The organism is Paraburkholderia sp. C35 (assembly GCF_003121405.1).
Lineage (GTDB): Bacteria > Pseudomonadota > Gammaproteobacteria > Burkholderiales > Burkholderiaceae > Paraburkholderia.
In genome coordinates this window covers 1-14,460 of sequence record NZ_QBUY01000040.1, presented here as the reverse complement: position 1 = coordinate 14,460, position 14,460 = coordinate 1, and the positions used below count along the sequence as shown (strand labels likewise).

Annotated in this window: 13 protein-coding genes; 3 read left to right on the top strand and 10 right to left on the bottom strand. The window is 61.6% G+C overall.

Annotation, left to right across the window (positions count from 1 at the left end):
• Positions 1–8: 8 nt before the first annotated feature.
• The gene (locus DK391_RS22625) at positions 9–3,614 is read right to left on the bottom strand and encodes an indolepyruvate ferredoxin oxidoreductase family protein (protein ID WP_109480220.1); all 3,606 of its coding nucleotides are present in this window, start codon (positions 3,612–3,614) and stop codon (positions 9–11) included.
• 346 nt (positions 3,615–3,960) lie between these two features.
• On the opposite strand from DK391_RS22625, the gene DK391_RS22620 reads away from it, so the two are divergent.
• The gene (locus DK391_RS22620) at positions 3,961–4,146 is read left to right on the top strand and encodes a hypothetical protein (RefSeq protein ID WP_109480219.1); all 186 of its coding nucleotides are present in this window, start codon (positions 3,961–3,963) and stop codon (positions 4,144–4,146) included.
• Positions 4,147–4,276: 130 nt separating this feature from the next.
• On the opposite strand, the gene hppD is transcribed toward DK391_RS22620, so the two are convergent.
• Complete coding sequence (hppD, locus tag DK391_RS22615) at positions 4,277–5,374, bottom strand: 4-hydroxyphenylpyruvate dioxygenase (RefSeq protein WP_109480218.1); 1,098 nt, start codon at positions 5,372–5,374, stop codon at positions 4,277–4,279.
• Between the two features lie 153 nt (positions 5,375–5,527).
• Here hppD and DK391_RS22610 point away from each other — a divergent pair, with 153 nt between their 5' ends.
• The gene (locus DK391_RS22610; RefSeq protein WP_109480217.1) at positions 5,528–6,043 is read left to right on the top strand and encodes an Lrp/AsnC family transcriptional regulator; all 516 of its coding nucleotides are present in this window, start codon (positions 5,528–5,530) and stop codon (positions 6,041–6,043) included.
• A gap of 88 nt (positions 6,044–6,131) precedes the next feature.
• On the opposite strand, the gene DK391_RS22605 is transcribed toward DK391_RS22610, so the two are convergent.
• The 8 genes from DK391_RS22605 to paaA all read right to left on the bottom strand — a co-directional run bounded on the left by DK391_RS22605 (position 6,132) and on the right by paaA (position 12,540).
• A complete protein-coding gene (locus tag DK391_RS22605) occupies positions 6,132–6,797 on the bottom strand; it encodes a GNAT family protein (RefSeq protein WP_109480216.1) in 666 nt (221 codons plus the stop codon).
• A gap of 261 nt (positions 6,798–7,058) precedes the next feature.
• The gene (locus DK391_RS22600) at positions 7,059–7,673 is read right to left on the bottom strand and encodes a TetR/AcrR family transcriptional regulator (RefSeq protein WP_109480215.1); all 615 of its coding nucleotides are present in this window, start codon (positions 7,671–7,673) and stop codon (positions 7,059–7,061) included.
• Positions 7,674–7,690: 17 nt separating this feature from the next.
• Complete coding sequence (locus DK391_RS22595; protein WP_109480214.1) at positions 7,691–8,506, bottom strand: DUF1835 domain-containing protein; 816 nt, start codon at positions 8,504–8,506, stop codon at positions 7,691–7,693.
• A 222-nt stretch (positions 8,507–8,728) separates the two neighbouring features.
• Positions 8,729–9,817: a 1,2-phenylacetyl-CoA epoxidase subunit PaaE gene (gene paaE / locus DK391_RS22590; RefSeq protein ID WP_109480213.1), complete on the bottom strand. Its 1,089-nt coding sequence runs from the start codon at positions 9,815–9,817 to the stop codon at positions 8,729–8,731.
• 1 nt (position 9,818) lies between these two features.
• Positions 9,819–10,376 (bottom strand): 1,2-phenylacetyl-CoA epoxidase subunit PaaD, encoded by a 558-nt coding sequence (gene paaD / locus DK391_RS22585; protein ID WP_109480212.1) that lies wholly within the window; start codon positions 10,374–10,376, stop codon positions 9,819–9,821.
• Positions 10,377–10,404: 28 nt separating this feature from the next.
• A complete protein-coding gene (gene paaC / locus DK391_RS22580) occupies positions 10,405–11,208 on the bottom strand; it encodes a 1,2-phenylacetyl-CoA epoxidase subunit PaaC (RefSeq protein WP_109480211.1) in 804 nt (267 codons plus the stop codon).
• A gap of 9 nt (positions 11,209–11,217) precedes the next feature.
• A complete protein-coding gene (paaB, locus tag DK391_RS22575; RefSeq protein WP_109480210.1) occupies positions 11,218–11,502 on the bottom strand; it encodes a 1,2-phenylacetyl-CoA epoxidase subunit PaaB in 285 nt (94 codons plus the stop codon).
• A 39-nt stretch (positions 11,503–11,541) separates the two neighbouring features.
• Entirely contained in the window at positions 11,542–12,540 is a 999-nt protein-coding gene (paaA, locus tag DK391_RS22570; protein ID WP_109480209.1) for a 1,2-phenylacetyl-CoA epoxidase subunit PaaA, read from the bottom strand.
• 170 nt (positions 12,541–12,710) lie between these two features.
• Here paaA and DK391_RS22565 point away from each other — a divergent pair, with 170 nt between their 5' ends.
• Positions 12,711–13,985: an SGNH/GDSL hydrolase family protein gene (locus DK391_RS22565; protein ID WP_109480208.1), complete on the top strand. Its 1,275-nt coding sequence runs from the start codon at positions 12,711–12,713 to the stop codon at positions 13,983–13,985.
• Positions 13,986–14,460 lie beyond the last annotated feature (475 nt).

Below are 14,460 nucleotides of genomic sequence, written 5' to 3'. Positions count from 1 at the left end.
AGGCTGCGTCACGCCACGTGCCGCTCCACACCGCCCGACGGCGCGCGCCACTTCGCCAGCAGCGTCACCCACTTCGCCCGCACGCCCTTCAGGTTGTTCTCCTTCACGTGGCCATAGCCGCGAATGCCATCCGGCAGATTGGCAAGCTCGACGGCCAGCGCACGCTTCTCAGCCGTCAATCCGCCGATCAACTCACGAACCAGCGTCTCATACTCGCCGATCAGCGCCCGTTCCGTGCGACGCTCTTCCGTCTTGCCGAACACATCGAGCGCAGTGCCGCGCAGGAATTTCATCTTCGCGAGCACGTGCATGGCGTTGAGCATCCACGGGCCGTACTGCTTCTTCACCAGATGCCCCTGCGCGTCCTTCGCTGACGTAGCCGGCGGCGCAAGATGGAACTTGAGCTTCCAGTCGCCTTCGAAATTCGCCTTCAGCTTCTCGACAAAGGCCGGGTCCGAGTACAGCCGCGCCACTTCGTACTCGTCCTTGTACGCCATCAGCTTGTGCAGATTCTTCACGACGGCTTCCGTCAACAGCATCTGACTATCAACCGCATCGAGCTTCGATTCGGCGGCGCGCACTTCTTCGACGAGCTTGCGATAACGCGTCGCGTACGCTTCATTCTGATAAGCGGCCAGATACTGCGCGCGCTTGTCGATGAGCGTATCGAGCGCCTTCGGCGTGTGCAGCGACACGATCTTGCTGCTTGCGGCGGTCGCCGTGTTGCCATCGTCGATACGGTCCTGAATGTTCGCGAGCTTGCGCACAGCAGCCAGATCGTGCGCGGCGCGGCGGCCCCATTCGAAGGCCGCGCGATTCTTCTCGACCTGCACCGCGTTCAACTCGATCGCGCGCGTCAGCGATTCGTGCGTGAGCGGCAGCCAGCCTTTTTGCCACGCATAGCCGAGCACGAACGGATTCGTGTAGATCGCATCGCCGAGCAGGGCAACCGCGAAGTGATTGGCATCGACGGTCGCGACGCACTCGTCGCCCGCGGCGGCACGCACATCGGCATCGGCGTTGGCGCCGGGGAAGCGCCAGTTCGGGTTCTTGATGAACTCGGCCGTCGGCGTCGGCGCGCTGTTCAGCACGACGTGCGTTCTGCCCGTCTGCATCCGCGACACGCATTCGTCGCTGGCCGTCACGAGCGAATCGCAGCCGATCACGAGACTCGCGTCGCCCATGGCGATACGCGTCGCATGGATGTCGGCGGGCTGGTTCGCGATCTGCACGTGGCTCATCACGGCGCCGCCTTTTTGCGCGAGACCCGTGACGTCGAGCACCGTGACGCCCTTGCTTTCAAGGTGCGCCGCCATGCCGAGCAACGCGCCGATCGTCACGACGCCCGTGCCGCCCACGCCCGTCACCAGCACGCCGTACGGCCGGGTGATCGCGGGGACTTCAGGATCGGGAACAGCCGGCATCGCGTCGCTTGCAACGCCCGACGCCTTCGGCTTGCGCAACTGTCCGCCTTCAACCGTTACGAAGCTCGGGCAGAAACCCTTCAGGCACGAGTAATCCTTGTTGCAGGTCGACTGGTTGATCTGCCGCTTCGTGCCGTACTCGGTTTCGAGCGGTTCGACGGACAGACAATTCGATTGCACCGAGCAGTCGCCGCAACCTTCGCAGACCGCTTCGTTGATCACCACGCGTTTCGCCGGATCGGGATACGCGCCGCGTTTGCGGCGGCGGCGCTTCTCGGTCGCGCAGGTCTGGTCGTAGATCAGAATGGTCGTGCCTTCGATCTCGCGCAGTTCGCGCTGCACATCGTCGAGCTTGTCGCGATGATGAATGTCGATGCCCGGCGCGAGGCCGACATTCGCGTTGTACTTCTCCGGCTCATCCGTGACGATCACGATTTTCTTCGCGCCTTCGGCGGCGAGCTGATGCGTGATCTGCGGCACGGTCAGCACGCCGTCGACAGGCTGGCCGCCCGTCATCGCGACAGCGTCGTTGTACAGAATCTTGTACGTGATGTTCGCCTTCGACGCGATTGCCGCGCGAATCGCGAGCAGGCCGGAATGGAAGTAGGTGCCATCGCCGAGATTGGCGAACACGTGCTTGTCGTTCGTGAACGGCGCCTGGCCGACCCACGCAACCCCTTCGCCGCCCATCTGGCTGAACGTGCTGGTGCTGCGGTCCATCCACACGGTCATGTAATGGCAGCCGATGCCCGCCATCGCGCGCGAGCCTTCGGGCACGTTGGTCGATGTGTTGTGCGGGCAACCCGAGCAGAACCACGGCTTGCGTTCAGCATGAACACGCGGGCGCGCGAGCGCTTTTTCCTTCGCTTCGATCACCGCGATGCGCGTGGCGATACGTGCACGCACGTCGGACGGCAAATCGAACTTGTCGAGACGCGTGGCGATCGCCTTCGCGATCAGCGCCGGCGACAGCTCATAGTGCGCGGGCAGCAGCCAGTTGCCCATAGGCACCGACCATTCGCCGCCTGCACCGTCCTTCTCGTCGAATTTGCCGAACACGCGCGGACGCTGCGCATCCGGCCAGTTATACAGTTCTTCCTTGATCGCGTATTCGAGAATCTGGCGCTTCTCTTCGACCACCAGAATCTCTTCGAGACCACGCGCGAAACCGTGTGCGCCTTGCGCTTCGAGCGGCCACACGCAGCCCACCTTATATAGACGGATGCCGATGCGCGAGCAGGTTTCGTCGTCGAGACCGAGGTCGGTCAGCGCCTGGCGTACATCGAGATACGCCTTGCCGCCCGTCATGATGCCGAAGCGTGCATGCGGTGAATCGATTTCGATGCGATCGAGCTTGTTCGCGCGCACATAGGCGAGCGCGGCGTACCACTTGTAGTCGAGCAGACGCGCTTCCTGCACGAGCGGCGGATCGGGCCAGCGAATGTTCAGCCCGCCTTCGGGCATCGCGAAGTCGTCGGGAAGGATGATCTGCGTGCGGTGCGGATCGATATCGACAGAAGCCGACGATTCGACCACGTCGGTGACGCACTTCATCGCGACCCACAGGCCGGAGTATCGCGACATCGCCCAGCCGTGCAGACCGAAGTCGAGATATTCCTGCACGTTCGACGGGAACAGCACGGGCAGGCCGCACGCCTTGAACAGGTGTTCGGACTGATGAGCGAGCGTCGATGACTTGGCGGCGTGATCGTCACCGGCCAGCACGAGGACGCCGCCGTGACGCGACGAACCCGCCGAGTTGCCGTGCTTGAACACGTCGCCGGAACGGTCGACACCCGGACCCTTGCCGTACCACATCGAAAACACGCCGTCGTATTTGGCGCTGGGATAGAGATTGACCTGCTGCGAGCCCCACACGGCGGTGGCGGCGAGGTCTTCGTTGACGCCTGGCTGGAACACGACCTGGTGCGCGGCGAGATGCTTCTTCGCCTTCCACAGCGACAGGTCGAGACCGCCGAGCGGCGATCCACGATAGCCGGAGATGAACCCGGCTGTATTGAGCCCGGCGGCCCGGTCGCGTTCCTGTTGCAGCATCGGCAGGCGGACCAGCGCCTGGATGCCGCTCATGTACGCGCGGCCGCGTTCAAGCGTGTATTTGTCGTCGAGCGTGACGGACGTTAGCGCGGCTTCGAGCGAGGCTCGCTGACCGGCGTCTAGCGGGGCATTCATTATGTGTACTCCTCCACCCAGTTTGGGATCACCAAAACCTGCTTGGCCTCGGCATCTTGTGAATGCTTCGGCCGGGGTCGCCATGTTGACGGCTTTTTTTCGATACTAGCACTGGTGAAAACCCGCCGCCTATCGCTGAAAACACCACAATGCGGGATGGATCACGAACGAAAATGTTATGTCTGTGACTTCGCGCGAACTATTTCGTGTGTCGCTGTTACGAGGTGTAAAAGCTTGCAACGTGTGGAACTGACCTTGAAATGGCGGTCTAAACTCGCCTACTTGCACGAATCGCAACGTTCCACATGCAGTGGAGCTTCGCTGTGCAGTCGAAAAAGGAGTACGCATGAACACGAAACACATCCAGACCTTCCTGATGGTCTCGGCAGCATTCTTCGCGATGAGCGGCCCGATCCGCGCCAATAGCGCCAATGCGCTCGCGAATGCCGTCACACGCACGACCCAGGCTGCGGCGACGACCGCGGCTGTAGACCAACGCCGCAAATCCGAAGACACGGAGCAGCGTGGCTGACCCGCTCGAGCGGATGATCCGCGGCGTGTGAATACATGAGAGCCGGCTGAGCCGGTTCGGAAATGCAAAAGGCGAGGAATCGGATGATTCCTCGCCTTTTCTTATTTGCCTCTAGCCGTTAGAGCATTGCTTAGGCTTTGTCCTGCACGACACCGCGTCGAATCTGATCCAGTTCGATCGATTCGAACAACGCCTTGAAGTTACCTTCGCCGAATCCCTGATTGCCCTTGCGCTGGATGATCTCGAAGAAGATCGGCCCGATCTGGTTCTCGGTGAAAATCTGCAGCAGCAGGTCGTCCTGCTCGCCGTCGATCAGGATCTTGCGCTTGCGCAGTTCGTCGAGCGGTTCGCCGTGGTTCGGCACGCGGCGGTCGACCAGTTCGTAATACGTGTCGATGGTGTCGAGCAGCGAGATGTTCGACGCGCGCAGACCATCGACGGTCCGATAGATATCGTCCGAACCCAGCGCGATATGCTGGATGCCTTCGCCGCGATACGCGTCGAGATATTCCTGGATTTGTCCTGCCGTTTCCGATCCTTCTTCGTTGATCGGAATGCGGATCTTGCCGCACGGCGACGTCATCGCCTTCGACTTGACGCCCGTTACCTTGCCTTCGATATCGAAATAGCGCACTTCGCGGAAGTTGAACAGGCGCTCGTAGAACTCGGCCCATTCCTGCATGCGGCCGCGATGGACGTTGTGCGTCAGGTGATCGATATAGGTGAGGCCGTTGCCGACAGGGTTCGGGTTCGCGCCCGGAATCGGCTCGAAGTCGACGTCATAAATGCCAATATCGCCGATGCTGTTCGGCGTTGCGCCGTTCTTGCCGCGCCAGCGGTCGACGAAATAGATCAGCGAGTCGCCGATCCCCTTGATGGCGGGAATGTTCAGTTCCATCGGGCCGGTCTTGTTGTCGAAGCCCCACGCGCCGAGTTCGAGCGCACGCTGATAGGCCTTCGCGGCGTCCTGCACGCGAAACGCGATGGCGCAGATCGACGGGCCGTGCAGACGTGCAAAGCGCTGCGCGAACGAATCTGGCTCACCGTTGACGATGAAGTTGATCTCGCCCTGGCGATACAACGTCACATCCTTGTGACGATGCTTCGCAATTGCCGTGAAGCCCATCTGCTCGAACAGTTTGCCGAGCGCGACGGGATCCGGCGCGGTGTATTCGATGAATTCGAAGCCGTCCGTGCCGACGGGATTTTCCCAGGTTGAAACCTTCATGTCTGTCTCCTTAGATCCGGTGTGCGGCGCGCTGTGCGCGACCCGATGAAGAACAGTGTAGTTGCTGGTTTGGGAAGAAAACTTGCGAATTTAATCGCTCGATACTAGGCTTCGGCTATTTTCTGCCACTCAAACTGAATCGGATAGCAGAACATGGCTGAAATTGAGATAGACGCGATCGACCGGCGCATCCTGGCAATCCTTCAGGAGAATGGCCGTTTGTCCAATCAGGAGATCGCCGAGCGGGTGAATCTGTCGCCGAGTCCATGTCTGCGGCGCATCCGGCGGCTGGAGGAAATCGGCGTGATTCGCGGCTATGTTGCGCTGCTCGATTCGCAAATGCTCGGTCTCGATCTGCTCGCTTACGTGAACGTGCGGCTCGAAAAGCGCGGCGGTCCCGCGCTGAGTGCACGTGCCGACGGCACGCCGGGCCGTGCTGGCGCGACGCACTCGGAGCTGTTCCGCGTGGCAGTGCAGGGCTGGCCGGAAGTGGTGGCGTGCTACGCGATGACGGGCGACATGGATTATCTGCTGCGCGTGCAGGTACGCGATATGGCGCATTTTTCGCGCTTCGTGCAGGACCAGTTGCTGAGACATCCGTCGGTGATCGACGTGAAGTCGAGTTTCTCGCTGGAGAAATTCAAGGAGACGACCGCGTTGCCGCTCTGAGCGGCGGAAGTGGTGAGCAAATGCGGCGAGCAAAAGAAAAGGGCGGCTCGATTGCGAGCCGCCCTTTGATGTTCTTTGGCGCTGAGTCTTACGCCGCGATCGCCGTCGGGATAAACGACTCGATCAGCTTCGACGTGTTGCGCGCCTGGCGCTTGAGCACATAGTCGAACACGGCGGCCTGTTCCTGCAGCATTTCCGAGATGATGCTGTTCTGATCTGCCGGTGCGAGCGTCAGATATGCATCGGCTTCGCCGTACGCATATTCGATCTTCATGCCGGCCTTCTTGGCGATATGCATCATCGTCGTGTTGCGCGACAGGCAGTGGATGTACAGCGTGGTGACGTGCGTGTTGCGGCTGCGGATCGCAGCGCGCTCGAACAGGCGCGTGCCGATGCCCTGACCGCGCACGCTTTCCGACACCGACACGCCGAACTCAGCCGTACGCGTGTCGCCATCGACGGGCAGATAGGCCAGATGACCGACGCCGACCAGTCGCAGCTGACGGTCGAACACGCCAAACACGGTGTCGCGGCCGAAATCCAGCGTGCGAACGTAGTTTTCGATGACGTGATCCGGCGTGACCTGACCGAAGCGCAGCAGGCGATCGTCTTCGTCGAGTTGGAGGAAGTGGTTGAGCAGGCGCTCGCGGTCTTTCTCGCCGAGTTCCCGGACCAGAACCGGCGCGCGGCCGGCGACGTTCAGCAGGCGATCGACAGCGATCGGCTCGGCGGCGCGGACAGTTTGCAGTTTCATGGTGGGTTCTCCTATAGCTAAGCGGCATGACGCGCCGCAATAAGCATTCTAATGGAAAACCCGAATTCTCCCTAGGGAAAACCCTGAAACGTGCCGAGCGTGCAGTCTAAAATTATGCGCGCAATTATTTATCTTATTGTTTTTAATGAATAAATTTGCGAATGATCGTGCGCGACCGCTGCGTCGCCTTGTCGCAACGGCGGCATGGTAATTGCTGTGATACAGCATCGCTATCGCGCGTGACAGCGTTCGAGACGGGCGTTAACTGGGCAGCGTACCGTTGGCCAGACCATGGTCCACCATCGCGACCACCTGTTCCGCGAACTCGCGATAACCCATCTTCCCACCCGGTTTCAGCCACGTGAAAGTCCAGTTGATCATCCCGAACACCATCATCGTGAGCGCAGTCTGGTTATCGCGCGACACGCGGTCCGGATAAGCGCGTTCCAGTTGACGCGCGAACGCGGCGACCACGTCGCGCTGCCGGTTCAACACGATCTCGCGCTGCGACTCGACCAGATATTTGACGTCGTTCAGCAGCGCGACATGCCGGCTGTGCGAAGTCTCGTACTCGGACAGAAACTCGCGGATCAGTTCGGCGAACGTTTCACGTTCGGTCAGCCCGCGCCGCTGGCTCGCGCCTTCCACCTCGGCGATGATCAGCATCAGCCGTTTCGTGTAGCGGTCGAGCAGGTCGAAGAGAATCGCTTCCTTGCTCTCGTAATAGTGATAGAGACGCGCTTTCGAGGTGCCGCTCGCCGCGGCCAGGTCGGCCATCGACGTACTCGGATAACTCGTCTGGGCGAATTTCGCGGCGGCCAGTTCCAGGATCTGGTCGCGCTGGCTCTCGTGGTCTGGGGCTCGTGTACGGGCCATGATTGTTGTGATTGGTCTTAAACGGGAGAAAGGGTGGCGTGCGTGACGTTCATTTCCTGCGAGCGCCAATTCTGCATGTCGCCGCGCAACTGCACGACGCCGCTGGCGGCAAGCTCGCGCAGGCGCCACAGCACGAGGCTGTCGCTGACCAGCAAGCCGTTATCGGCGGCCATCAAGTGAGCCGCGACGCGTCCTGCGGGTTGCCAGCCGTCAACGGCGTGTTCGAGGATCCGTCCGTCCAGTTCGGCGAATGTGGCGCTCGTGAAAGTGTTGTCGCGCCAGCGACGCAGTTCGGCGTTGGCCTGTTTCACTTCCTGCCATTCGAGCGCGAGCCTGCCGATACGCAGCACCGAGATCGGCGCGGCGGAAGGCAGTCGCTTTCGCAGCAGCTCAGGTGCGAACATGCCGACGGAAGTCGCCTGATCGGGACGGCGCAGCGGTGCGCTGGCATCGTCTGTGAGATCGTCGATGGACAGCCGCACTTCGTTGAGCCGCTGCGGCATTTCTCGCAGATGGAAGCAGACGCGCCGCAGCGTCAGTTGATCGGCGGCGCTCTGGCCGTGCCACACGACCACGTGTTCCGTACCGTCGATGACGGCATTCAGTTCGCGCGCCTGTGCATCGAATCCGGCGACGAAATCACGCGTCGCGTCGCCAGCCACGCTTTGCCAGAACGCGGCGCGCCCGGACGGCGCGTCATCCACGCCAGTTAATGGCCCGACGGCCAGATCGTCGCGCAGCGCCAGCACAGTGTCGCTGCGGCGCGCATCGCGGAGCGCCGTGCGCAGGGAATCGGCAGCAACATCGCCATTGGTGATGTGAATCGTGCTCATGGTCCTTTTGATGTGGCGGTTCCGGCGCCGCTCGATGGCACTTCAAGGCGTGGTTCAGTCCGGTCACGGACAAAACCAAAAGGCCGCTCGCCGAAGGAGTGACACTCCTGTGACGGGCGGCCCCTAGTGTAAGCGGATCGCGTGCGTGCCGAAAGCGACCATGCGCACAGTCGGTGCACGGCGCGCGGATATAACCAGCTCGGGCCGCGCGCCCGGCGAACCTCAACGTTCGTCGTAACTGACCACGACCTTGTCGCTGATGGGATGACACTGGCAGGTCAACACGAAGCCGTCGCGGATTTCGTGTTCTTCCAGCGTGTAGTTCTTTTCCATCTTCACTTCGCCTTCGATCACCTTCGCGCGACAAGTGCAGCAGACGCCGCCCTTGCACGCATACGGCAGCGCCAACCCGGCACGCAGGCCGACGTCGAGCACGCTCAAGCCCTGATACGGCAGACGCAGCTTGCGCTTTTTGCCGTCGAGCACGATTTCGAGATCGGCTGTCGGCGTGTCGTCGGTGATTTCGGCGATGGGTACGCCTGCCTGCGGCAGCGGTGTGCCGAAACGCTCGACGTGCACTTGCGCTTGCGGCACGTCGGCGGCCTTCAGCGCGGCCTCGGCTGCATCCATCATCGGCGCAGGGCCGCAGATGAACGCTTCGTCGATTGAATCCGCCGGCACCAGCGTTTCGAGGAACGACGCGCATTTCGCCTGATCGAGCACGCCGTTGAACAGCTCGACGTCCTGGATATCGTCCGACAGCACGTGATACAGCACGAAGCGGTTCATGAAGCGGTTCTTCAGATCTTCGAGTTCTTCCGCGAACATGATCTGGTCGACGCTGCGGTTGCCGTAGATCAGCGTGAAGGTGCTGCGCGGTTCGAGTTCGAGCGTCGACTTGACGATCGCCAGCACAGGCGTGATGCCCGAGCCGCCCGAGAAGGCGACATATTGCTTGCCGTGGTCAGCGTTCAGGTGCGTGAAGAAGCGGCCATCCGGCGTCATGACTTCGATGGTGTGGCCGGGTTGCAGCGTATCGAACGCGAAATTCGAGAAACGGCCGCCGCGCACGCGCTTGATGCCGATGCGCAGTTCGCCGTCGCGGTCATAATCGGTGACGCCGACGCAGATCGAATACGAACGGCGGGTTTCCTCACCGTCGATATGCGTCTTCAGCGTGACGAACTGGCCCTGCGTGAAGCGATACTGCTCGCGCAGTTCGACGGGGACTTCGAAGGCGACGGAAACCGCGTCGGCGGTTTCGGGCCGCACTTCCCGGATGCGCAGCGGATGAAATTGCGGGGTGGCCATATCAGTACGGTTTGAAGTAGTCGAAGGGTTCGCGGCAGTCGATGCAGCGGTACAGCGCCTTGCAGGCAGTCGAGCCGAATTGCGCGAGGCGTTCCGTGTGTTTCGAGCCGCAGCGCGGGCAGGCGGGCGCGGGCAGCGAGCGCGGCACGAAGCGGATCACTTTCTCTTTCGATCCGGCTTGTTGCTCGCCGCTACCGCAGTTGCCCGTCGGCGGCGCAATGCCGTAGGCGCGCAGTTTTTCGCGGGCGTCGTCGGTGATCCAGTCGGTGGTCCACGCGGGCGCGAGCACGGTTTCGACGCGATGCGGGCCAAAACCGGCCGCGTCGAGCGCAAGGCCGATGTCTTCCGCAATCTGCGACATAGCCGGGCAACCCGAGTACGTCGGCGTAATGACGACTTCGAGCGCGCCGTCGGCAGCATGGCGCACGTCGCGCAGAATGCCCAGCTCGCGGATCGACACGACGGGGATTTCCGGATCGGGCACTGCCTCGAGCACGGCCCACGCCTGAGCAAGCGCGTGGTTCGATACGGCGGTGGCGGTTTGAGCGGTCGAAGTCATCGTGGAATTCACCTGTTGAACCGACGGATTACCAGCTTGCGCCCGGATGCTGGCGCGCGAGGCTCTGCATTTCGGCGAGCAGGAAGCCCATGTGCTCCGAATGCTCGCCGTGCTTGCCTGTAGTGACGTGCTTGACGGGTTCGGGCAGCGTGAGGGTCGCTTCGTCGAGCGCGGCGCGCACGTCTTCGAGCCACAGCGCTTCCAGTTCCGATGTCTTCGGACCGATGCCGGCGGCCGCGATGGCGTCTTCCGTCGCGTCGGCGCTGAAGAACTCGCGGGTGTACGGGATCAGATAATCCAGTGCAGCCTGCGCGCGGCGATGCGATTCCTCCGTGCCGTCGCCGAAACGCACCAGCCATTCACGCGAGTGGTGAACGTGGTATTGCGTTTCCTTGATCGACTTGGCGGCGATTGCAGCGAGTTGCTCGTCCGACGAACCCGTCAGCGCCGACCAGACATGCAGCATCAGCGTCGAGTACAGGAAATTACGCACGATCGTGACGGCGTAATCCTTGTCCGTCTTCGCTGTGCCGGCGAGCGGCCCGACATGCGGCAGTTCCGACAGCGTGTAGTTCGCGAACTCGCGCTCGGCGCGGAAAAACGCGTAGTCGTCTTCCGTGCGGCTTGTGCCCGTCAGCGTCTTTTCGAGATCAGCGGCGTGGCCGTACAGCAAACGCGCCTGACCGATCAGATCGAGGCTCATGTTCGACAGCGCGATGTCTTCTTCGAGAATCGGGCCGTGACCGCACCATTCGGCATTGCGCTGACCGAGGATCAGCGCGGTATCGGCGAGTCGCAGCACGTAGGCGAGATGTTGGGGCGTGGTAGTCATGACGCGCGCTTACATGTGGTTGACTTCGTCGGGCAGCTGATAGAACGTCGGGTGGCGATAGATCTTGTCGCCAGCCGGTTCGAACAGTTCTGCCTTGTCTTCCGGCGCCGAGGCCGTGATCGCCGACGACGGCACCACCCAGATGCTCACGCCTTCCTGGCGGCGCGTGTAGACATCGCGCGCCATGCGCAGCGCCATCGACGCGTCCGACGCGTGCAGGCTACCGCAATGCTTGTGATCGAGTCCCTGCTTGCTGCGCACGAAGACTTCCCAGATCGGCCATTCCTTGTTCATCGCTATCTCCTTCCGTCCTTCCAGATTCGGGGATGCCGCTCAGGCGGCGTGTTGCTGCGCGCGCTGGCGCTGTTTTTCGGCATGGGCGAGGGCGGCTTCGCGGACCCAGGCGCCGTCGTTGTGTGCTTTCACGCGGGTGGCGAGGCGTTCCTTGTTGCACGGGCCGTCGCCGGTGACGCCGCGCCAGAATTCATCCCAATCGAGGGCGCTGTAGTCGTAGTGGCCGCGTGCCTCGTTCCACTTGAGGTTTTCGTCGGGCAACGTCACGCCGAGCACCTTGGCCTGTTCGACGGTTGCATCGACGAATTTCTGACGCAGGTCGTCGTTCGTGATGCGTTTGATGCCCCACTTCGCCGACTGGTTGCTGTGCACGGAATCCTTGTCGCTCGGGCCGAACATCATCAGCACGGGATACCACCAGCGGTTCACCGCCTGCTGGACGAGTTCGCGCTGGGCGTCGGTGCCTTTCATCATCGCGAGCAATGCGTCGAAGCCCTGGCGCTGATGGAACGACTCTTCCTTGCAGATCCGGATCATCGCGCGTGCGTACGGACCGTACGTGCACCGGCACAGCGGAATCTGGTTCATGATCGCCGCGCCGTCGACCAGCCAGCCGATCACGCCCACGTCCGCCCAGGTCGGCGTCGGGTAATTGAAGATGCTCGAGTACTTCGCCTTGCCCGAATGCAGCGCGTCGATCATCTGGTCGCGCGTGACGCCGAGCGTTTCGGCCGCGCTATACAGATAGAGACCGTGACCGCCTTCGTCTTGCACCTTCGCCAGCAGGATCGCCTTGCGCTTGAGGCTCGGCGCGCGCGTGATCCAGTTTCCTTCCGGCAGCATGCCGACGATTTCGGAGTGCGCGTGCTGGGAGATCTGACGCACCAGCGTCTTGCGATACGCGTCAGGCATCCAGTCTTGTGCCTCGATCTTGCCGTCTGCTTCCATGACTGCATCGAAACGGGCTTGATCGGGTGAACCGGCAGCTGCGTCGAGCGGGGCGACGTTGCCTGGAATGTCGAGGGATTGCGTGTACATGTCGAACGCTCTCGTCATGAGTAGTGTGTGTCCGGCAGTATAAACCAACCGTCCGGTCGGTTAATAAATTTTTCGAGATGGATTGGTAGGGGTTTGCACTATGCAATCGTGCACAATGGGCGGCTTCGGTTCTCAACCTTTTTCCACCGTCCTTTTACCGATCAGTCGCAATGACCACTCGTTCTCTCGCCGTCGCGTGTGGCGCGGTTTTGTCTTCTATCAGTCTGTTGTCGGTTCCTGCGTTCGCTGCGGAAAGCTCATCGCCGTGGGTAACGGCCTGGGCGACCGCACTTCAGCCGATTCCGCAAATCTCCAATCCGCCTCCGCTGTACCGGACGCCTGAAGTCGCGGGGCGCACGGTTCGTCAGATTGTGTATCCGACGCTGTCGGGTGAGGTCGTGCGTCTCCATATAAGTAATGCGTACGGGAAGTCGCCGCTCGTTATCGAGGATCTGCGGATCGCGCGTTCAGCCACAGGCGCGAGCGCGGCCGCGCAGCCGGGAACCGAGGCGCGGGTGACGTTCGGCGGAAAAGCGGGAGTGAGCGTGCCGGCGGGTGGTGAGATCGATAGCGATCCCGTACACATGCAGGTTTCCGCGGGCGCGCCGTACGCCGTGAGCAGTTATATGGGGCGCGAGCAGGAGCTGGCGGCGTGGCATCGCGTCTCGAATCAGGTTAACTATGTGTCGTCACCGGGCAATCATGCTGGCGATGCTTCCGCCGACGCTTACCGGCAGCGGTTCACGCAATTCGCATGGATAACGGGTTTGCAGGTTGAGGCGAGTTCGTCGGCGACGGTGGCGGCGATCGGCGACTCCATCACCGACGGCATGCGCTCGAGCCTGAACCAGAATCGCCGCTGGCCGGATGCGCTGGCGCGACGGGTCGGGCAAAGCGGCGACAGGTCGATTGGCGTGGTCAATCTCGGCATCAGCGGAAACCGGCTGCTATCGGATTCGCCTTGCTACGGCGACGCGCTCGCGTCGAGATTCGGACGGGACGTGCTGGCGCAGCCGGGCGTGAAGACAGTGATCCTGCTGATCGGCATTAACGACATCAATTTCGCTGCCATGCCGACGCGCGCCGGACTGGATTGCGATGCGCCGCACACGCAGGTGACGGCGGATAGTCTGATCAGCGGATACAAGCGCGTGATTGCGGCGGCGCATGCTCGCGGCGTAAAGATCTATGGCGCGACCCTGACGCCTGCGGCGTTGCCACCGCAGCGCGAGGCGATCCGGACAGAGATCAATCAATGGATCCGGACAGGCCATGCCTTCGACGGCGTCGTCGATTTCGACGCAGCGCTGCGCGATCCCGCCGATCCGACCCGCCTGCGCCGGACGTTCGACAGCGGCGACCAGATCCATCCAAGCGACGCCGGCTACACGGCGATGGCGGACGCGATCTCATTGCAAGCAGTGGTTGGCGCAGCGAAGAAGTGATGGTTTGAAAAATCTTTGCGTCACACCCTTGTCACGGGGCGCGGGATGGCCTAAGATTCGCGTCCTCGTTCGGTAGCGCAGTGGTTGGGCGCAGCGGAGCGGGGCCGCGGCAGAAACGGCGCGGTCGTGAGTCAGCAAGGTTTTTCAGGCGATGCTAAAAAAACCGGTTGACGAAACGAAAAAGGTTCTTCATAATCTCGTTTCTCTGCTGCTGACGCAGCAACGCGGTGAAAGCAAGGCGCTTCTCGCGAATGTTCTTTAAAAATCAACAGCCGATAAGTGTGGGTGCTCGATGGCGACGCACGGTGATCTTCGGGTCGCCGATATAGCGAAAGTAATCGAGTCTCACGCAGAAGTAATTGAGGAAGGTTCGTTAGGGTTGAGAAACTCGATCGAAACTTTCGTCAGTGATTTTGAGTGAGCGACCGGTTTCTAACGAAACCGAAAAACAGTAACAGGTTTGAACTGAAGAGTT

Bases quoted from the DNA above. Each gene is read 5' to 3' on its own strand.
- hppD (WP_109480218.1), bottom strand. From the start codon at position 5,374: ATGAAGGTTTCAACCTGGGAAAATCCCGTCGGCACGGACGGCTTCGAA.
- DK391_RS22620 (WP_109480219.1), top strand. From the start codon at position 3,961: ATGAACACGAAACACATCCAGACCTTCCTGATGGTCTCGGCAGCATTC.
- paaD (WP_109480212.1), bottom strand. From the start codon at position 10,376: ATGACTTCGACCGCTCAAACCGCCACCGCCGTATCGAACCACGCGCTT.
- DK391_RS22605 (WP_109480216.1), bottom strand. From the start codon at position 6,797: ATGAAACTGCAAACTGTCCGCGCCGCCGAGCCGATCGCTGTCGATCGC.
- DK391_RS22625 (WP_109480220.1), bottom strand. From the start codon at position 3,614: ATGAATGCCCCGCTAGACGCCGGTCAGCGAGCCTCGCTCGAAGCCGCG.
- paaC (WP_109480211.1), bottom strand. From the start codon at position 11,208: ATGACTACCACGCCCCAACATCTCGCCTACGTGCTGCGACTCGCCGAT.
- DK391_RS22595 (WP_109480214.1), bottom strand. From the start codon at position 8,506: ATGAGCACGATTCACATCACCAATGGCGATGTTGCTGCCGATTCCCTG.
- paaE (WP_109480213.1), bottom strand. From the start codon at position 9,817: ATGGCCACCCCGCAATTTCATCCGCTGCGCATCCGGGAAGTGCGGCCC.
- paaB (WP_109480210.1), bottom strand. From the start codon at position 11,502: ATGAACAAGGAATGGCCGATCTGGGAAGTCTTCGTGCGCAGCAAGCAG.
- DK391_RS22600 (WP_109480215.1), bottom strand. From the start codon at position 7,673: ATGGCCCGTACACGAGCCCCAGACCACGAGAGCCAGCGCGACCAGATC.
- DK391_RS22565 (WP_109480208.1), top strand. From the start codon at position 12,711: ATGACCACTCGTTCTCTCGCCGTCGCGTGTGGCGCGGTTTTGTCTTCT.
- paaA (WP_109480209.1), bottom strand. From the start codon at position 12,540: ATGTACACGCAATCCCTCGACATTCCAGGCAACGTCGCCCCGCTCGAC.
- DK391_RS22610 (WP_109480217.1), top strand. From the start codon at position 5,528: ATGGCTGAAATTGAGATAGACGCGATCGACCGGCGCATCCTGGCAATC.